Genomic DNA, 20,775 nt, shown 5'->3' on the forward strand with positions numbered 1-20,775 from the left:
TCCGTTATAATATAGACAAAATAAATTACAGTCTATTTTTACTCTATTTCGAAATACGTCGTTGGCGAAGTTTAAAATTAGCGGTATAAAATGGGTATACTTTAATAGAACTAGAAGTATTACTGATCATTCTCCTAAACGTAAAAATAGGTTCAACACTTAATCCTAATAGTTCTGAATATTATGACCGTAATGATCGTCACGAGCAGATCTTTAATTACTTTTAATAAAAATACATAACAAACCATATTTACTGGGGGGGAAATAATGGCAAAAGCACTTTATATTAGTAGCTTTGGAGAAGGTCATGTGAATCCGACGCTGGGATTAGCAAATGATTTAGTGAAACGTGGGGAACATATTGTCTATTATTCATCCAATGACTTTGAGGAAAAAATAAAAAAAACAGGCGCTGAGTTTCGCCCTGTTGACCAAAGTGCACAGAGAAAACTTCAAAAAAGTAGTAATCTTGTAAACTCCCAGCCGCGAGAATATTTATTACAATTTCTGAGCGCATTAGAAATAATGACGGATACTATATTAGATGAAATTTCAAAAGAAACTTATGATTATATTTTATACGATGCACAATCGTTAACAGGAAAATGGATTGCACATCAAAGGAAGTTATTATCTATTGTCACTTGGACCACGTTTGCATTTTTACAAGATCTAAAATCAAACATGGGACTTACAGGGACAAGTGATATGAAACGGAAGCAAGAGAGTTTGGCTATGCTACAAGCATTTTTGAGATTGGAAGAAATAGAAAAATGTAAAAAACACCTAGAAAAAAAGTATGAAGTTCCGTTACCCGAAAATTTCTTATTCTGTTCTGGCTCTGGGGATCTAAATATCGTCTTTACTTCTTCTTATTTTCAAAGAAATAGTCATGATTTCAAGGGTAATTATATTTTTGTCGGCCCTTCAATTCTGGATAGTAAGGCCCTAGGTGATTTTCCAATTGATATGTTAAAAGAAAAGCGTGTTATTTTTATTTCTATGGGGACCATCCTAAACAAACAATTTGATCTTTATCAAAAATGCTTCGCAGCTTTAAAAGATTTGGATGTTAAAGTGGTACTTAATATAGGGCGGAAATTAACAGTAGAACAACTAGGAAATGTACCAGACAACTTTATTATTCGCAATTATGTTCCTCAATTAGACGTACTTCGTCATACGGATGTCTTTATAAGCCATTGTGGTATGAATAGTACAAGCGAATCACTTTATTTCGAAGTGCCCCTAGTTATGCTACCAATGATGAATGATCAACCTATAGTTGCCCAGCGAGTAAAAGAACTTGGAGCAGGTATTATATTAGATGTTCAACAACTAACAGTTGAAAATCTAAAACAAGCCGTTAGTGATGTTTTCAAAAATCCAATTTATAAGGAAAATGCAAAAAAAATTAGTCGATCATTCCGTGATGCAGGCGGGTATGCCAAAGCAGCTGATGAGGTTTTCAAATTCACTCGTTTAAATAATTGTTTTAATTCTTGTCCAGAAAAAGGCACTACTTTTTAGCAGTGCCTTTTTCTCTATTTATTTCATATCGAAAACGTTAAGTTTATTAATTAACCCCATTAAACTAGGTAATAACATTGGCATAGCTATTAAAATAAGCAATAGCAGCCCGATTATAACAACAGATGCTACTTGAATGGGTGTTAGGCATTAAAGGAGCAAATGTATCTCCTAAAATGAGAGCAGCGAATAATACAACCCCGCCGATGTAACAGGAGACTTTCACGATTCGTGTTGCTAAATCTCCTTTCAACTCATTATATCATCAGGAAGATACTGTAATCCACTGTCACAATCAGAATAAAACTAAAGAACGGAACATTTTAACTTAGACTATCTACATTTAAACATGTGAACTATCAACTCACTTATACCAAGTGATACAAAACACACTAAAATCAATGATCCATCAAAAAATATGAAATGAAAAACAAGTCGTATGATAACCATTAGAACCAGTCCGATACCAATTAACATAATCGTTGCACAAATGCGAAAAAATTAATCACTATCAAAATTCATGAAATTAAGTTATGAAAGAAAAAATTCAGCTTAATCCTAAAATCCCCTAATGGAATTATTTAATTTCTCATAAATGGATAATAGGTGTTGCCGTTCTTCGTCTGTTAATTTTTCAAACAAATCTATGCGGATTGCTTTTCCTTCCTCATGCGCTTTCTTAATCATATCAATTCCTTTATCCGTAATAGCTAAATAAACAATTCTACGATCGTCATCATCTACAAGCCGAGTGGCTAACTTTTTCTTCACGAGTTTTTCTGATAAATGAGTTAAAGTAGCGGGCGTCAATCCTAAAGTTTTCGCGATATCCGATGGGCGGCTTTTTCCATTTTCTTTAAGATGGCCCAGTACAAGAATGTGGGAAATACCAAGGTTTTCTTTGAACATTTTATTCCATTGAATAATTAAATGGTTTGTGACCTGGTTCATGGAATGAATGAGTAAAAAGATGCTTTTTTCTTTCATATGCTTATATCCCTGCTTTCTGTAATAGGAAAAGCCCCATAGTGTATAGGGGCTTTCACTTTATATAGACTATTTTATTGGGCAGAAAATCCACCGTCAATGACTAATTCTGCACCAGTAATAAATGAGGCTTCGTCAGATGCTAAGAATAAGGCTGCATTCGCAATATCTTCAGGTTGACCTAATCGTTGAAGCGGTATTGCTTGAATTAAGTGATCAAGAAGCTCTTTTGATGTTTCTAACGATTTTGTCATTGGCGTTTCAATAACCCCCGGGAATAGAGTGTTTACGCGTACTCCTTGACGCCCAAAAGTTGTTGCAGCTGCCTTAGATACAGAACGAACAGCACCTTTAGACGCTGAATAATGATTAAAGCCTTGACCGATCTGAGCTGTATAAGAAGAGATGTTCACGATTGAACCTTTCTTTTGTGCTGCCATATAAGGAGCAATATGTTTCATACCAGCAAATGGGCCAAAGCCATTAATAGACAGCATTTTTTCCCAATCATCAATACTAATCTCTTTATATGGTTTTTCTGATGAAATATCCGCATTGTTCACGAGAATATCAATTTTTCCGAAACGGTTGTTCACTTCTTTAGCCAGTGCCTGCCATTCTTCTTCTGAAGCAACATTTAGCTTCATTCCGTATACGTTTTCTTTTTGACTTATTTTTTTAAGCGAGGCCTCGTTAATATCTGCAGCAATGACGATTGCTCCTTCTTGACTAAATCGTTCAACCATACGCTCACCAATACCTGATGCTCCCCCTGTAATAATTGCTACTTTATTATCTAATCTTCCCATATTTAATTCCTCCTTTAACGTAATTTGACACTTCCACCATCTACCATTAATGTTTGACCCGTCATATAATCCGAATCATTGCTTGCTAAAAATACAGCCACTCTACCGATATCTTGTTCTGGATCTCCAAGGCGACGTAGCGGAATTTTGTTAATCATTGCATCGTATAATTTCGGATCATTTTGGCGCCATTGTTCAACGCCTGGAGTAAGTGCAATAGGTGAAATTAAGTTGACGTTAATACCATCTGGCCCCCATTCGTTTGCTGCAACACGAGAAATTCCACGAATTGCTTCTTTTGCTGCTGCCTAAGAAGTTTGTGTAGGTTGTCCATCCAGTCCAGCTCCAGAAGCAAAGTTAATCACCTTACCTTGAGATTTCTTTAATTCAGGATAAGCAGCTTTCATAAAATTGAAAGTGGGATAAAAACCCGTTCCAAAAGACAAATCAAAGTGTTCTAATGCTGTTTCAACGAAAGGAACCTGTCTTGATACATGTGCATTATTAACTAAAATATCCAATCCACCAAATTTTCTAACAACCTCATTAACAATTTCATCGATGTTTTCTTTTATGATGATATCTTTTATAAAAAGTAAGCCTTCTGTGTATTTGTTAACTTCAGCTAAAGTTTCTTTTCCATTTTTCTCATTCACATCGACAATAGCAATATGAGCCCCTTCTTTGGCCATCGCTAGGGCTACGCCTCTGCCAATACCAGAAGCACTGCGAGTTACAATTCCTACTTTTCTTTGTAATCTCATTAGAATTACCTCTCTTCAAAATAAATTAGCCAACTAAATATTTTACGTCTAAATATTTGACATCTAAATATTAACAAACTATAAGATGGATTGCAAAGATATATATTAAATTTCGAATGTATGGATTTACTTATTTATAAGTAGTCATACGCTATATTGCGCACGATTATTAAGTTAAGGAATAATAAAGCTACAGGAGAGATTTGCTTCTTCTCTACTGTTATAATACGAGGATTACAAATACGAGAAGCGTTGCTGCTTGTAATTTGGTATCAGTACCAATCGCCTTAAGGATATAAATATTGTGTTCGGAAAAAATAAAATTCTCTTGATCGTTCATCAAGTTTTGTTGCAAAGTTTTCTAAATGAGGCTTCACCCTAGAAAAAGAAGCAAGGAGAGTCACAAATGCGATATTTTAAAGATAAACAGTTCAAGAAAAATGTTATGTTAGTAGTTATTAGCTATTACTGTTGTTTTTCTTTCAGTTATCAGGATATGTATCTGAAATATTGAAGGAACGTGGTGTTTCGATTCACCCTCCCCCCAACATGCACTGCTGTTGCGACGTTAATCCCTTGTTCAATTATCCTCATGGAAAAACCCTCCAAAAATTTCATGCCATCTTATTATTAACTTCCCTGCCTGTATGAACCACAAGATCTTAATTCAATACCGTTTCAACTTTCATTTTATCCTTTTTCTACTTTCAATTTCGTGCATATTTTGGTGCTTTTTACTTAATAAGGAACAATCATGACACAGTGTCATTTTTAACATTATATATGACACTGTGTCATATATAATGTTTCTTGCGCTTAATTATGACACAGTGTCACTTTTTTATGAAGGAGATTCATTATGCCGAAACAAACGTTTTTTCACTTATCTAAAGATAAACAGGACATATTAATCCAATCTGCAAAAGAAGAATTTTCGAGGGTACCATTACATGAAGCATCGATTGCAAATATTATCAAAAATGCAGGAATCCCTAGAGGCAGTTTTTATCAATATTTTGATAATAAAGAAGATCTATTCTTTTATCTATTAGATCAACTATCTCAAAAAAATCATGAGCAGTTTATTTCCATTTTGAAAGAAAAAGACGGTGATTTATTTGAGACGTTTATTGGGATCTTCAGATTTATGGTGAAATGCCATAGAGAAGCTGAACAAAAAAAATTTTTTAAAAATGTCTTTTTAAACATGAACTATAAACAGGAAAAAGCATTAGCAAATAATATTTATCAGGAGAATCAGAAAAATCAGTATTTAAGTACAATTAATTTAATTAATCGAGAAAAATTGAATATTCAAGATGAACGCGAACTCCAGCATGTCATGAAAATCATAAGTGCTATCACCTTTCAAAACCTTATTCAAGTGTTTGAAAAGGATTCAATTGATGAAGAAGCTTTACGAAATTATATGGAACAAATAGAGTTGCTAAAAAGAGGGCTTCAAAAGAAAGAGCACTAATGAATCCACTTAATGGAACGAAAAAGAATCGATTGATTTGGAAAAGATTATAGAAAGACCAAAAAACTAGGAATCCATGCATAACTATGTAAACAACTTAAATTCCTAGATATGTCGAATAATGAATGCACGAATAGTTCTTGATGAAATTTTATAAAAGGAGATAAATATATGCAAACAGATTTACAACAAAAGAAACCGCCTTATTTAATAATTGCAATCTTATTTGTCGGAGCGTTTGTTTCTTTTTTAAACAATTCGTTATTAAATGTGGCACTGCCTTCCATCATGGTAGATTTAGATATTAAAAATTATTCAACAATACAGTGGCTTGCAACTGGTTATATGCTTGTCAGTGGTGTCTTAATTCCAGCATCAGCCTTTTTATTAACACGGTTTTCGAACCGGAGCTTATATCTGACATCAATGGTTATTTTTACTTTAGGTACTGCATTAGCAGCCTTTGCACCAAACTTCGGTGTCCTACTTACTGGTCGTATGATCCAAGCAGCAGGCTCTTCAGTAATGGGACCTTTATTGATGAATATTATGCTTGTCAGCTTCCCGCGTGAAAAGCGTGGTACAGCTATGGGCGTTTTCGGTTTAGTGATGATCACTGCCCCTGCCATTGGACCAACATTATCAGGCTATATTGTCGAGCACTATGACTGGCGTTTACTATTCGAAATGATATTACCATTAGCTGTTATTACTCTTTTATTAGCGGTTTGGAAACTTGAGAATTTGATGGAACAAAATAAAAACGCGAAGCTAGATTACGTATCAGTTATCTTATCTTCAATCGGTTTTGGTGGCTTATTGTATGGTTTTAGTGCTGCAAGCTCAGATGGCTGGACTGATTCCATTGTTTTAACAACTCTAATTGTTGGTGCGATTGCTTTAATCGCCTTCATCTATCGTCAATTGAAAATGGAAGAACCATTATTAGATTTGCGTGTATATAAGTACCCGATGTTTGCACTCGGTTCTGTGATCGCCATTGTCAATGCAGTCGCAATGTTTTCTGGGATGATATTAACACCAGCATATGTACAAAATGTAAGAGGAATTTCACCGCTTGATTCAGGGTTAATGATGCTACCAGGTGCGATTATTATGGGATTGATGTCACCAATTACAGGTAAGCTATTCGATAAATTTGGTCCTCGTCTTCTTGCTGTAGTAGGACTTGCCATCACCGCTGTGTCAACTTACATGCTAGCACATTTACAAATTGACTCTAGTCACACCTATATCATTCTCGTCTACACATTGCGCATGTTCGGAATGTCGATGGTGATGATGCCAATTATGACAAATGGATTGAATCAATTGCCAACAAGATTAAATCCACATGGTACTGCCGTTAATAATACCGCCCAGCAAGTGTCTGGCTCGATCGGGACAGCAGTCCTTGTTACCATAATGAACTCAGTAACTAAAACAGAAGCTGAAAGTCTAATGACTGGTGTTGACCCAACAGCGATGACGACCGCTGCTCAAGCGTTGTTAACACAGAAAGCTTTATTAGCTGGTATCCAATATTCATTCTATGTGGCATTAGGAATTAATATTGTTGCACTGTTATTAGCCTTGTTTGTGAAACGTGTTGATACAAGTAAGGAAGCTGTTAGGAAATTGAATCAGCAAGGGAATAAGCAGATTCAATCTGAGACTGTTTAAAGCATGAAATTTGGTCAGTATCATTATGCGTGTTTGATAAAGTTATAAGACTATCTAACATACAATATTATCAATTTTAAAAAACCTTGAAAGGTAAATGTCTATCAAGGTTAACTTATTAAAAAACCCCCTATTTTCAAAATGTAATTTCGAAAAAGGGGGTTTTTGATGTTTTTGTCTTTTTATCACAACATACAAGCATTAATCCATTAATGGAATCCTATATATTGTAGAATAAAGATATAAAAAAGTTGCTTAGACTTTCTTGTTAATATAAGATGATATGCAAGTAAATATCCAGAAGAAGTATCTGGAACAATCCTTTTAGACCCAGTTCGCGAAGATCAAAATAAGAAGACCGTTCCATTATTTAATAAGGAAGTTCAGGAAGAGTATTTAGGACAATAAGGTGTGGAAGCTTCGTTAAATGAATTTGAAGAAAGTCTGTAACAGGTAAGAGGAACAACACTTGAAAATTTTGATCTTCAGCAGTATTTACAAAAAAGGGAAACGAAACTGGTGCAAAGGTTGCAGTTGGTGAACCTTCAACCAATAGAATAAATCGCTCATATAATAAACAATTTACCGCATAATCTGGCCGACCCTTATATTCAACTAAAGGGAATATACTAAATTGATTATTTGTAATAAATCCTTCAATTTGAGCACAGGAAATGGTCGAGGATATTGAGAAGATTACGACGAGTACGAAAAAACTCCTCAGATTCATTTGAGGATATAGCAGGGTTCAAACTTATAGACCTACTTGAGTACATTGCTGATAATGCCAAATTCTATAAAGTAGTTCTTGGTTCTAGACGAACACCGATTTTTACAGAACGTTTGCTAAATACACTTTCGGACAAAATAGTAGAGAGAACGGAAAATAACGCTTTTCTCACTACTAAAGGTATTTCAAAAGATATTGCTATCTGGCATGGTTCCTCAGCTTTAATCGGAACTATTGTAGCTTGGTTACGTGAGGATATGCCTTATACTCCACAATTTCTTGCTAAGCAGTTATCAATACTTTTTAGATTGGGAAATAAATAGGGGTCCCGCTGCACTTAAGCGTTTTAACAAAAGAAAAAACAGAAAAGAAAAAGGAGCGTTTTTCTCCTTTCAGACAAAAAGCTACGACGAAAGAAACTTAACTATATAAATTTCTACCACTAAAAAAGAATCTTCGCAGCAAGCGTGAAGATTCTTTTTCAATTTATGGTACGAGACGCGTACAATCTCTCGGAAATGCACTCGCTTCACGAACATTCGATAGTTCTAAAAATTTATACACAAGCCTTTCTAATCCAATTCCAAAACCGCCATGTGGCGGGCAACCATACCGAAATGTATCCATATACGACTGAAATTTTTCATGATGTAATCCTTTTTCTTTAAAAGAAGTAAGTAACATATCGTAATCATGAATGCGCTGCGCACCTGACGTAATTTCTAACCCTTTATACAATAAGTCAAAAGAATCTGTAACTGCTTGATTTTCTTTATTTGGCATCGTGTACATCGGTCTTGCTTCTTTCGGATAATGTGTGATGAAGACAAAATCACTACCGTATACTTCCTTCACATATTTTCCAATCAACTTTTCACCTTCTGTATCTAAATCCCCTACTGGTGATTCTTTATGGTACTTTGTTTTCAAAATACGCTGCGCCTCTGTCAGTGTAACCTTTGGAATTTCCGTAGTGATAGGAACTGTAACTTGCAGCAGCTGTAATTCTTTTTCACATTCTTGTTCTACCTTTTCAAACATATAACGTAGAACATCCTTTTCTAATTTCATCACCTCATGAAAATCATGAATAAACCCAAGTTCTACATCTAAAGATATATATTCATTCAAATGACGGGAAGAGTTGTGATGCTCCGCACGATAAACAGGGGCAATTTCAAAAACGCGTTCCAATCCACCTGCGACCATCATTTGTTTATAAAATTGTGGAGATTGAGCTAAATACGCTTCTTTTTGAAAATATGGAAGCTTAAAAACATTTGCGCCACCTTCTGCTCCTTGCGAAACAATTTTGGGTGTAAAAATACGTGTGAAATCGTTCTCTATTAGAAATTCACTAAATGCCTGAACAAGCATAGATTGGATTGTAAAAATCGCTTGAATTCGTTCATGCCGAAGCGATACGACGCGCTCATTTAACATTTGATCTAAACCGACTTGCAATTTTCTTTTATTCACTTCAAAAGGAAGTGAATCAGAGGTATTTAACACTTTTACTTCTTCTACAAGCAGTTCCACGCCTAATTCTGTTTTTGTGGTCTCCACAAGTTCACCAATAATTTGAACAACACTTTCTACATCTACTTTATATCCAGCTAAGTCCTTTTCTAACACACATTGGATGACACCTGTTCGGTCACGTAATAATAAAAAACTGACATTCCCCAAATGACGAATTTTTTTTACCCAACCTTGTAGTAAAACCACCTTTTTACTAGACATTTTGCATTCACGAACGAGTGACCGCTTCATTGTTTCGCTCATAATTTCTTCCTCCTATGTTCTCAAATTTATTTACATTATTGTTGTCATCGTCGTCATCCACGGCCACTCACCTCCTTTCAAAGAATACAAAAATCCGCCCCTATAAATAGGGACGGATTTTTCCGCGGTACCACCCAAATTGTCATCATGACCATCTTAAACCTGATAACGGTAGGTACCGTTTGCTTTTACTAATCATCACGTTCAAAGCAACGCTCACAGGTGTCTTTCCATCATGCGGTATCGCAATCTTTTCAGCAGTCGATTGCTCTCTGTAGACCCTTGCACCATGTACTTTTCCTGTTCATCACTTTTTATATTTACAGAGTATTCTATTCCTTTAAAAGAAAAAACGCAAGTGTTTTTTCTTTATTTTCTGATTTTAATTTCAATTCCATTTTCTTCTACTACTATCCCTCGTAACCTTGTCACTAATACAACATCATTTTCATTTGCTACTTCTTCAATTTCTTTTACTATATCCTTTTTATTTAAAAACATCCGTACATTATCTTTTGAATCCTTTTTATATGCAGCTTCTGCAATTTTCTCTGTAAGCTTTCCATTCTCCAATTTTTTCATTTCATTACATAGCGCCTTGCCTTTTCACGCATATTATTAGTAAATTTATTTTGGAGGTCTATACATGAGAAAAATTTTAAGTTTCTCGCTATTACTATTATGCTTGATTACACCAAATCAAGCATCCGCTTATTCTCCACAATCTTTACCTGTCTCACAACATTCAAAACAATGGAAGGTCAATATTGAGGAAGTAAAGAAAACAGACAAAGACATGTTACAACCTAAAAAAGGTGTTTTTCACACATATCACTTCTCATTACAAAACATCGGAAAAGATGAAGTTTATAACGTTCAAGTAGAAGTGTTTCGAAATGAACCAAAAACAGAGACAAAATATGAACTATTTTCTTTAAAAGAAGCTCGATTAGCAAGCGAAAAAACAGGATTTGAACATGCGAATTTTCCTGTTTCTACAAAAGCAGACGAAGTAGATGTCATGATTACATGGCAAGAGCATCCTTTCCGTGCAATGCGAAATGGTCAGAAAGTGGAAGGAAGAAAATTTAAAGAACATTTTGTTTTTAAGGAAACTAAAAAACAACTTCCTTAAGAAAAGAGTCGCGATTCTTCATGTAGTCGCGACTCTTTTCTTATTACCAATATTAATTTGTACTAATTCCTCGTGCTGCCCAAATCCGATCGATTTCAGCCGCATGTTGTCCTCCGTATAAAAGAGCATCTGCCTGCTTAATCGCTTTTGCCCCATCACGGAATGTCGCATTTGGCGTTAATGACCAATGTGATTGTAAAATAATTTTTGTCGCTACATCACGGCCAAAAGCTTGCGCCATTTCGTATTCTCCTTGCGCCCAAATTTCTCCATCTGCATGTACTTCATTTTGCACATCTCTTGGGTACACTTTATTATTATCTAATCGGCGTAAGCATGTTGGATTTGAATTGGAATAAGAAGCCGCATCCCATTCTCCTACGCAGGCTTTACCATATCCTGTCGTTGATGCAGCATCCTCATAAGTTGCACCTAAGAAATCACCAAATCCTTCTCCCATCGCCCCGCCTTCTGCAGAGTTTCCAAATCCCGGAACTTGATTATCTTGAATCGAATGCCCATATTCATGTGCGATAATTCCTGCATCCTCAGCATCATCTACTCCACCCGTTCCGAATGTTAAAGCTTCCGTTGATGGCGAATAGAAAGAATTATCAGCTGTCGTTCCATTCACATTTACTTTAATTGAGCGATTGTTAATATTTTTAAAACCTATTTGCTGAATATATCGTTGTAAAGTATCAATATGGTAATATGCCATTACATCTTCAAAACTATCATTAGAACGAGTGTAATTAAATTGAAGAGTTGAAGACTTTGTTTTTGCCTTTGAAGAAATTGTGACATAATCTCCAATTAAAAAGCCAGTTCCATTCAAACCTTTTAAAGTAACCGTTTTTAATTGATTATTTAATTCTACTGAATCTTTATCATTATTATCCTTTAATCCAGTTAAACTACCACTTGATACAACAGGATTAGGCAAGAATACTTTTCCTGTCCCCTCTGCTTTCCGGTTTATATCAACCTTTTTAATTAACTTTCCACTCTCAGCATCAATAAATGTTTCCCACGCACCAAATGGTTGATTGGAATGGACTACAACTCGGTATACCGGAATAGCAACTCCTTCTTCAATGACATACCCAAATTCATTCATTGTTGGAGCCCATAAATTTTGTTCACTTTCTCCGCCGACATATGCCATTGATTTTTGTTCTGCATCTTTTTCACTAATCTTTTGCTTTATTTCTTTCACACTCTGAACAGGCTGATAATCAGAAACTGCAAGTAATCCTTGACCTTTTCCATTAAGAGTTACAGTTATTTGTCTTGAAAATACGGGAGCACCATTTACTACTTGTTGAAATCTAACATATGAAGCTACCTGTGTATCCGTTGTTGAAATATACTGTAAGTCTGATAGATCCGGCTTTAATAAGTATTGGGCGGCATTCGCTTTTAAATATTCGGCTGCTTTTTCCTGAGGAGAATACCTATCTATCTTTACTTGTTTCTCTTCCACCGCGGAAACAGTCGATACTGTCCCTAGTACTAACGGTATTGCCGCAGCAATTGCCACTACTCTTTTTTTCAACATTCGAATCACTCTCCACTCTCTTTAATAAATTTTGAATGTACGAGTAATTCTATAAGGTTGATTATATTACCTTTCTCTTTTCCATAAGAATAGATAAAGTAATATTTTCTCAATATTTGTGTATGAAAGGAATAAATACTTTCGAAAAATATAAATCACTATGAGTATTTAGAGATTTATGATATTTAGTTATTTGCCATAATCAATCGTAATACAAAAATCACGTCATTACTGAGAAAACAAATAAAATCCTGTATGATTCATACAGGATTTTGTAATTTCACTTTCTATCACATACTACTTTTTGTGAATTAGCTAGACGGACTTAATTTGATTCGAACCTTTTTCTCTCCTAAAGAAATTTCATCATTTTCTTGTGATAATGCTTGAAACGTAAATTGTTTTACTAACAAGTTTTCTTCTAATAGACCTTTATGCTTCATTAATGTGTTTTGCAATTCAGCGTCTGTATCCAAAATAACATCTACTCGTAAATTAACTGGTAAATTCAACTGTTTTCGATACTCTTGAACAGCTCGGATAAATTCTCGTGCTACTCCTTCTTGTAACAATTCATCTGTCACATTTGTATCTAACATAACTGTATATTGTCCATTTGTCGTATTAGAAAATCCTGCTTTTGGTACCTTTTCTACTAATACATCTTCAGCTGTTACTGTAATTTCTTCTCCTGAGACAAGCTTACACATTGCTTTTTCATCTACAATAAAGCTTTGTACTTCTTCTTGCGATAATTGTTTTAACCACTGATTTACAGCATTGACGTTCTTCCCAAACTTCGGTCCTGCTGTCTTAAAATTCAGCTTTAATTGATACGATGTATACTTCGTTTCATCTAATTCTACATGAAATGCTTTTACATTCAGCTCATCCATTACAATATCACGATAAGATTCCCAGTCCACTTTCTGCTCATGATGATCAAGTAATACAAGTTCAGCTAATGGTTGTTTTACTTTTAATGTATGTTGATTTCGGTTGCTACGTCCGAGTTCGACAACTTGTAAAACAGCATCCATTTCTTGTTCTAACTTTGTTTGAATAACTGTTTCATCTACTGCTGGATAATCTGTTACATGAACACTACTTCCTTCTAAGTTCAGATGAATATCGTCCGCTACAAACGGAGTAAACGGAGCAAGTAACTTACTAAGTGTAACAAGCACTTCATGCAGTGTTTCATATGCTGCTGCCTTTTCAGGATTCATATCAGGCTCCCAAAAACGATTGCGAGAACGTCTCACATACCAATTACTAACCTCATCTACAAGAGCCGCAATTTCACGAGCTGCATTTGTAAATTGATACTCGTCTAATGCAATTCTTACTTTTTTCGTTGTACTGTGAAGACGTGATAACACCCACTCATCTAATTTCGTTCTCTTAACCTCATACTCCCCTTTTGGATTGTATTCATCTAGGTTGGCGTATAAAACATAAAAACTATATACGTTAACAAGCGTATCTACAAGTTTTGATTTCGCTTCTTGCACTGTTCTTTCCGAAAAGCGCTTTGCATTCCATGGCGCACTATCAACAAGGAGAGCCCATCTTAATGCATCTGCACCAAACTTTTCAACTAACTCTACTGGATCTAGTGCATTCCCCTTACTTTTAGACATTTTCTGTCCTTGTTCATCTAGCACATGTCCAAGAGATAACACACGTTTATATGGTACTTTTCCAGTATATAAAGCCGCTACTGCCAATAAGCTATAAAACCAACCACGCGTTTGATCAACACCTTCGGCAATTACATCTGCTGGAAATTGTTCCTCAAAAAGCTCTTTATTTTCAAACGGATAATGATACTGTGCAAACGGCATTGAACCGCTATCAAACCAAACATCAATTACTTCTGGCGTACGAGTCATTGAATTGCCACATTTTTCACAGCATACTTTCACTTCATCTACATACGGCTTATGAAGCTCTAAATTTTCAACTGTCTGCCCTACGCTATGCTTTCTTAATTCATCGATACTCTTCGGTGCGAATTGATGATCACAGTTTTCGCATTCCCATACATTTAACGGTGTTCCCCAGTATCGTTTCCGGCTAATATTCCAGTCCACCATATTCTCTAAAAATTTCCCAAATCGCCCGTGTTTCATATGATCTGGATACCATGTGACTGCATCATTATTTTGTAAGAAAGTCTCTTTAATCTCAGTTGTCCGAATGAACCAGCTTTCTCCAGCATAATACAGGAGTGGTGAATCACAGCGCCAGCAATGCGGATAACTATGTTCATATTTCTCCTTATGGTATAGCAAGCCTTCTCCAGCTAAATAACGAACAATATCAACATCACATTCTTTCACAAACTTACCTTGTAAAAACGGAACAGCGTCCGTATACTTACCTTGCTCATCCACAACATGCAGGAACGATACTCCTTGATTTTGCACCACTTTATAATCATCTTCTCCATAAGCTGGTGCGATATGAACAAGCCCCGTTCCGCTATCTTCTGTAACAAAGTCTGCTGAAATAACACGGTATCCATTCGTAACTTCATCCATAGGAAATGGTGCTACGTATGAAGTACCTACTAATTCTTCTCCTTTATGAGTAGATAATACTTGATAGCCATCTTTTAATACATCATTTACACGCTCTTTTGCGACAATATAAACAGTTTCATCTTTCTCTGCTTTCACATATTCCATATTTGGATGTACAGCAAGTGCTACATTAGCAGGCAACGTCCACGGCGTCGTTGTCCAGCCAAGAAAATATTCATTTTCACTACTTAGTACTTTAAATTTCACAGTTGCACTTAAATCTTTTACTGTTTTATATCCTTGCGCCACTTCATGTGAACTAAGTGATGTTTGGCAACTTGGGCAATATGGAGACACTCGGTGCCCTTTATATAGGAGCCCTTTTTCATGAATTGTTCCAAGAATATGCCATACGCTCTCGATATAAGGGTTCTCCAACGTTACGTACGGGTCATCCATATCGACCCAATATCCGATGCTCTCAGTAAATTCACGCCACTGCTTCTCATACGTAAATACACTTTCCTTACATTTTTGAATAAATGGTTCAATTCCGTATTCTTCAATCTCATGTTTACCAGAGATACCAAGCTGTTTTTCAACTCCTAATTCTACCGGTAATCCATGTGTATCCCAGCCAGCTTTTCGAAGTACTTTATATCCAGTCATTGTTTTATATCTTGCTACTAAATCTTTAATTGTCCGTCCAAGCGCATGTCCCACGTGTGGCAATCCATTTGCAGTTGGTGGCCCTTCATAAAAAACGAAAGATTGTGCACCTTCACGATTTCGAATGGATTGCTCAAAGATATTCTGCTTGTTCCACTGCTTGCGAATTCGTGTTTCTCTCCCTACAGCTGATTCTTTTACATCTACCTTCTCCATTTACAATCACTCCTTTGAAATTTTGTAAAAGCACACAAAAAACCCGTCCCTATAAGTAGGGACGGGTTTACCCGCGTTACCACCCTAATTCTATTAGCATCTTCACCAATAGCACTTAGCAACGTACTACCATACGCGTTCTTTGTAACGGTAGACATCCGTCCGAGCTTACTTTATTCAGCCACGGCTCCTCGGAGATGATTTTCAAATAAAGTCTGTACACCGACTTTCAGCACAGTGCCGGCTCTCTGGAGAACAGTACGATATTTTACTCTTTCTCGTCTTCAGATTTGTATACTTTTATTAACAGTTATTTTATTCCATAAAATATATAATTGTCAATCAATTCAAAAATATTTTTTCATTTTCTTCCTCGTTCTCGAATTTTAAACATCGTGAAAAATTTCTATTTCTTTATCCCGCATTAACGGACAATAAGACTCCACTGATTAAAGTTTCACTTTATCGTTTCCCATACTTCCGCTAAATCTTCATCTTCTTCCGCAAGTTCTGCAAAAAATCCAGTTTCATCTTCATGAAGAACCGTTTCAAGTTCTGCTTTCGCCTCAGTATTTCTCTTTAAAACAGCTAAATAACATGCTCTATTGTATCGAACTAACAAATCCGAAGAACCGAAAGCTATTATATGATTTGTTAGTGCTTCTGCCTTTTCTGTTTTTCCAATCTGATGATAAGACGCTGCTAAAGCGAGAAATATTCCATTATCTTTTGGATGATGCACGACTCCTTTTTCTAGCATTGGAATAGAATCTTCAAATCTTGCTTCACTTTGATAGATTTCCGCTAAAGCAAGGAATGCACGGCTCACAAAAGGCATTCTTTCAATTAATTGTAAACAAATCTTTTCTGCCTGTTTTTCTTCCCCCAACATGAATAGAACATTTGAATGTAATAACAGAATGTCATAATCATTTGGCTCTTCTCTAATCATCTGCTTTATGAATTCAAGAGCATCTCTTAACATTTCTTCATTTTCATTCCTATATTCAATAAGAAGATTTACAAGTTGCCTTGCCGTGCTAACATTCCAAATGTTTTCTAATGATGTTTGCAATACATCTATCGCTTCTGTAATCATATTTCCATTTTCATAAAATATCGCTAAACGCTGCGCTGCCATACTATTTCTAGCATTTAATTTTAAAGAGATTTCAAATAGATCAATTACAGTTGTAATAAGCGAAATTTCTTTCGCACGGTTTTTCATTCGATAAAACGCTCTTGTAAAAATTGATTTCTTCGGCTCTTCATTTTGTTGTTGTGCAGTTAGCCTCTCAGCAAGTACAGATCCAGCGTACATAAATGCCGTACTTCTTTCTTTTTTCTTAACGGGCAACAAATGAAGAGAATCTCGTATTTGAGATAATTTCTGCTCCTGTTCCATTGCTTGAACATACACTTTAAATACACGCTCATTTTCAATGTCTTGTCTTATTAAACTTGTAACAAATGGAAGCACTTCAGAATCCCTATTTTTAACAAGTACTTTTGCATAGTGATATCGTACTTCTACATGTTCCTCATCCATTTGTAAAGCTTCTTCCACTAGCTCTTGTTCTTTCTCTCTCTCTTTCATGGCACCATATACATATGCAAGAGCATCTAAACGCCACATTTCATCTACTTTACCATCTAATTTATCTAACTTAGATAGAAGCTCTTTATGAAGACCATTTTCTACTGAAAGCTCTGCTAGATACTCCATATTTACAATCATCGGCTCTTGCAGCATTGCCTGAAGCATATGATATTGTTCTTTTAATCGATTTTCTTCTGCTTCATATATTTCCGCTAACTTCAAATGTACTCCTATAAAGTTTGCATCTATTTCTAAGCAAGTCTCATACGCATTTTTTGCCGATTCCAATTCCCCTAATGCCATAAGGGATTCACCGATGCGATAATACGGAAGCGTACTCGTTCTGTGCTTTATTGCCTGATTGTATCGTTTCATCGCTTGATCGTATTGTCCAAGAGATTCATATAAAATACCAGCATAACAGTCATACTCGACTACATCTGGTCTTTCTTTTCCTAGTTTTCTTAAAAATGTTATCCCACGTTGTACAAATGCCGTTCCTTCAACTCTATTTACATATTCTTCTAACATATTTGCTATATTATTTTTCAAACATCGGATACCATTTTCTAACTTAGACAACGCTATCTTTAATTGTTCTTCATTAGCTCCTAATTCAATTTCAGCATCCCATAACACCATTCCTGCATTCATTAAAAACTCATCATTTTGTTCAAATTGCTTTTCCATGCTAAAAATGTAACGTTTTGCATCATCATACTGTTCTTTTGCCACATAAATTTGAATCAAACCAAAATGAGAATAAACATCTCTATTATTCTCTTCTAAAGCACGTTTATATATTTTTTCAGCTTCTTCAAATTCATCATTTTGAAAATGTAAATCTCCTAATCGAACATATAATGACGTTGCTTCTTCACAATTTCCGATGCCCTGCAATAAAATTTCTTCTGCAGCCTTCTTATCTTCTAAATCTAATTCATATATTTCTGAGAGTTTCACATATGGATATGGTACTGTTTTATCTAATTGAATTGCAATGCGAAGTCCTTTAATTGCTAAATGCAATTTCTCTATTTGATGCGCACACCTGGCTCTTTCATACCATATATGCGCTTCATACTTATATTCTTTCAATAAATCATTAAACACTTCATATGCTTCTGCATAGCGCTCTAAATCCATTAAAATCAAGCCATGATTTACAAGAACAAATCTGTCCGGATGACGCCCGAGTGCAATTTGTGACATTTTCAATCCCTGTTCAGACTGATCGATATACATATATGATAATGCTAGAAAACTCCATGCGATTGGCTGGTCGGCATCTAATTGTAAAGATGAGCGGAAACTAGAAATAGCCGCTTCATACTCTTCTTTCTCTACAGAATAACGTCCATGTATAAAATGATACAACGCTTGGCTATTCTTTTTCTCGACACTTTGCAAGATATCACTAGCTCGCTCTAGATCTTGCATACGGATAAAGCATTGTGCACTATGGAGCTTAACAAAATCTGAATCAGGATATCTTTCCATTAACCTTTTGGCACAATGAAGAATAAATTCCTGATTCACTTCAACATCCATATGTTTAATTGTGTATAACCACGTGTACGGATTTTCGCTTGTCTCTTGTAAAAAAGATACGAGTTTTTCAATCCCTTGTTTATCCTGTTCTTCTAAATGATCTGTCAAGGAGAATAGCGTTCGGAAATATACATCTTCCTCTTCTAGTAAAAATGACAATTGTTCTCTTTTTTCCTTAGGAACAAATACAATAGATAAACCATCTGTGTAACGATATCTTTCCTGCAACTTTTCATATTCGATAAAAAGCGGCTCCAAAAAATTAGGATCTTGAACCGAAAAAGATTGTAACTGGTCATCATATCCAGAAAGAACTTGAACGTGGGATGCATGTTCAATATCTATACTTAATAAAACTGGAATATTTTGATCAAGTAATGCTTTATAGTTCTCTTTCGTTCCTTTAAAATAATGACAAACATAGCCCAGTTTTTCTAAATACATTACCGTGTCTGAAAACTTCGATCCTGTTACATCAAATATATGATGCGCGATTTCATCTTGTGTACGGCTTTCTCCCCATAAGCGGAGCATCATCTCCAAGCTCGCTGGAACACAATAATTATCTTTTTGTACGATTGGAACTAATGGTAATCTTACTTTTTTTCCAGCCCGGTATTTTTCTATATTATGATATAGCGACTTTCTTAAACACACTTCCGTTTTTAATAAAGCAAGTAAATCCTCAGTGTTATTCATTTTATATAACGCTTCTGCACGTAAATGTGTAAAATAAGTTTTATACGAATGATACGGCAATATCAGGTTGATCTTATCTATTACAGTCAGCATTTCCTCATAACACTGTAAATCTAGTAAATGTTTCACCTTTTCAAAATAAAAATACGGTACTTGCGGAAACTGGTCTATCGCATCGTTAATCAGTTGTAACGCTCGTTTCTGTTTCCCTTTATATGCATATAACTGTGATAATAAGTAAATCGCCAACTCTTCATTTTCCTTATGCTTCATCCCAGATAAAAGCGACTGCTCTGCTTTCTCCCATTCTCCTGTTTGTATATAAAAATAGCCCCATTTATCAAAAACTGGACGTGTACTATAACTCTCAGCTTTTTTCATATATAGGAATGCTTCTTCATTCTGTTTCATTTCTAAAAGGCATCTTACCAATGTAAAGTATGCTTTTGATAAAATATCAGAATCTATTTGATCTACCTTTGTATCTTCCAGCGCATCCTTTAATAATTTTTCAGCATCAAGTATTTTTCGGTCATCAATTAGCTCATCACAATATAAAGAGAGCGTTCTCATATTTGAGAATTTTTTATATGAATAGCGGATTAAAAAGGCACTATATTGGTGCATAAGCCCTTCATCTGTAAGGCGGATTAACGTATCAAATTCCTCAGTTGACAAAATCGAAGAAAGCCAATCTTTCACATAAGATAATGTATTCATTTTCCGTATGTTTGCAATTTCTTGATTCACATCTTTTAATCCATCTATAAATCGCTTTTCTTTCAGACATGTTTCTAATCTCCTAAATTCTAACATGCATTCACCTCAAGTAATTATTTTTATTACGCATCGTTGACCACTCCCACGGCTAAAGCTCGTGGGCTTTCCCGCTCACAAATTCTGTAAGTAGTATCCTTATCTGCTTTCTTAGATTTTACACAGTATATATAAGGTATTCAATAAAAACCTTATATAATTCTCAATAATAAACGATATCGTTTGAATTATTATTTAAAAATAAGAAAAATAACTATTTTTCCATGTATTT

The 20,775-nt window shown here is 35.3% G+C and carries 12 protein-coding genes, 4 pseudogenes and 2 other annotated features; of the genes and pseudogenes, 6 read left to right on the top strand and 10 right to left on the bottom strand.

Annotation, left to right across the window (positions count from 1 at the left end):
* The first annotated feature begins 267 nt into the window (after positions 1–267).
* The gene (locus KFD70_RS01055; protein ID WP_336452623.1) at positions 268–1,530 is read left to right on the top strand and encodes a macrolide family glycosyltransferase; all 1,263 of its coding nucleotides are present in this window, start codon (positions 268–270) and stop codon (positions 1,528–1,530) included.
* A gap of 18 nt (positions 1,531–1,548) precedes the next feature.
* On the opposite strand, the pseudogene KFD70_RS01060 reads toward KFD70_RS01055, so the two are convergent.
* The 4 genes and pseudogenes from KFD70_RS01060 to KFD70_RS01075 form a co-directional block, all read right to left on the bottom strand.
* Positions 1,549–2,016 (bottom strand): annotated as a pseudogene (locus KFD70_RS01060) (MMPL family transporter); the annotation flags it as partial.
* Positions 2,017–2,088: 72 nt separating this feature from the next.
* On the bottom strand, positions 2,089–2,517 hold the full coding sequence (locus KFD70_RS01065) for a MarR family winged helix-turn-helix transcriptional regulator (RefSeq protein ID WP_336452624.1): 429 nt from the start codon (positions 2,515–2,517) through the stop codon (positions 2,089–2,091).
* A gap of 74 nt (positions 2,518–2,591) precedes the next feature.
* On the bottom strand, positions 2,592–3,326 hold the full coding sequence (locus tag KFD70_RS01070) for an SDR family NAD(P)-dependent oxidoreductase (protein ID WP_336452625.1): 735 nt from the start codon (positions 3,324–3,326) through the stop codon (positions 2,592–2,594).
* Positions 3,327–3,340: 14 nt separating this feature from the next.
* Positions 3,341–4,090: pseudogene (locus KFD70_RS01075) on the bottom strand (SDR family NAD(P)-dependent oxidoreductase).
* 406 nt (positions 4,091–4,496) lie between these two features.
* Between KFD70_RS01075 and KFD70_RS01080 the strand changes: the two are divergent.
* The 3 genes and pseudogenes from KFD70_RS01080 to KFD70_RS01090 all read left to right on the top strand — a co-directional run.
* Positions 4,497–4,630, top strand: a pseudogene (locus KFD70_RS01080) (IS6 family transposase); the annotation flags it as partial.
* A 319-nt stretch (positions 4,631–4,949) separates the two neighbouring features.
* Positions 4,950–5,570, top strand: coding sequence for a TetR/AcrR family transcriptional regulator (locus KFD70_RS01085; protein WP_336452626.1), 621 nt, complete (start codon positions 4,950–4,952; stop codon positions 5,568–5,570).
* A gap of 171 nt (positions 5,571–5,741) precedes the next feature.
* The gene (locus KFD70_RS01090) at positions 5,742–7,253 is read left to right on the top strand and encodes a DHA2 family efflux MFS transporter permease subunit (protein ID WP_336452627.1); all 1,512 of its coding nucleotides are present in this window, start codon (positions 5,742–5,744) and stop codon (positions 7,251–7,253) included.
* A gap of 460 nt (positions 7,254–7,713) precedes the next feature.
* Here KFD70_RS01090 and KFD70_RS01095 read toward each other — a convergent pair.
* A pseudogene (locus KFD70_RS01095) lies at positions 7,714–7,926 on the bottom strand (spore germination protein); the annotation flags it as partial.
* A 14-nt stretch (positions 7,927–7,940) separates the two neighbouring features.
* Here KFD70_RS01095 and KFD70_RS01100 point away from each other — a divergent pair.
* Positions 7,941–8,306, top strand: a complete 366-nt coding sequence (locus KFD70_RS01100; RefSeq protein ID WP_336452628.1) for a TetR-like C-terminal domain-containing protein — start codon at positions 7,941–7,943, stop codon at positions 8,304–8,306.
* A 163-nt stretch (positions 8,307–8,469) separates the two neighbouring features.
* On the opposite strand, the gene aspS is transcribed toward KFD70_RS01100, so the two are convergent.
* Positions 8,470–9,768, bottom strand: coding sequence for an aspartate--tRNA(Asn) ligase (gene aspS / locus KFD70_RS01105; RefSeq protein WP_336452629.1), 1,299 nt, complete (start codon positions 9,766–9,768; stop codon positions 8,470–8,472).
* Positions 9,769–9,873: 105 nt separating this feature from the next.
* Positions 9,874–10,085: a binding site (T-box leader), on the bottom strand.
* A 52-nt stretch (positions 10,086–10,137) separates the two neighbouring features.
* Positions 10,138–10,350 carry a hypothetical protein gene (locus KFD70_RS01110; RefSeq protein WP_336452630.1) on the bottom strand — a complete coding sequence of 71 codons (213 nt, stop codon included), beginning with the start codon at positions 10,348–10,350 and terminating at the stop codon, positions 10,138–10,140.
* 64 nt (positions 10,351–10,414) lie between these two features.
* Here KFD70_RS01110 and KFD70_RS01115 point away from each other — a divergent pair, with 64 nt between their 5' ends.
* Entirely contained in the window at positions 10,415–10,903 is a 489-nt protein-coding gene (locus tag KFD70_RS01115; RefSeq protein ID WP_336452631.1) for a hypothetical protein, read from the top strand.
* A gap of 52 nt (positions 10,904–10,955) precedes the next feature.
* On the opposite strand, the gene KFD70_RS01120 is transcribed toward KFD70_RS01115, so the two are convergent.
* The 3 genes from KFD70_RS01120 to KFD70_RS01130 form a co-directional block, all read right to left on the bottom strand.
* Entirely contained in the window at positions 10,956–12,464 is a 1,509-nt protein-coding gene (locus KFD70_RS01120; RefSeq protein ID WP_336452632.1) for a M36 family metallopeptidase, read from the bottom strand.
* A 311-nt stretch (positions 12,465–12,775) separates the two neighbouring features.
* A complete protein-coding gene (gene ileS / locus KFD70_RS01125; RefSeq protein ID WP_336452633.1) occupies positions 12,776–15,877 on the bottom strand; it encodes an isoleucine--tRNA ligase in 3,102 nt (1,033 codons plus the stop codon).
* A 54-nt stretch (positions 15,878–15,931) separates the two neighbouring features.
* Positions 15,932–16,171: a binding site (T-box leader), on the bottom strand.
* 163 nt (positions 16,172–16,334) lie between these two features.
* On the bottom strand, positions 16,335–20,543 hold the full coding sequence (locus KFD70_RS01130; protein WP_336452634.1) for a tetratricopeptide repeat protein: 4,209 nt from the start codon (positions 20,541–20,543) through the stop codon (positions 16,335–16,337).
* Positions 20,544–20,775 lie beyond the last annotated feature (232 nt).

The sequence above is a fragment of the Bacillus pfraonensis genome (assembly GCF_050768835.1).
Taxonomy (GTDB): Bacteria; Bacillota; Bacilli; order Bacillales; family Bacillaceae_G; genus Bacillus_A; species Bacillus_A pfraonensis.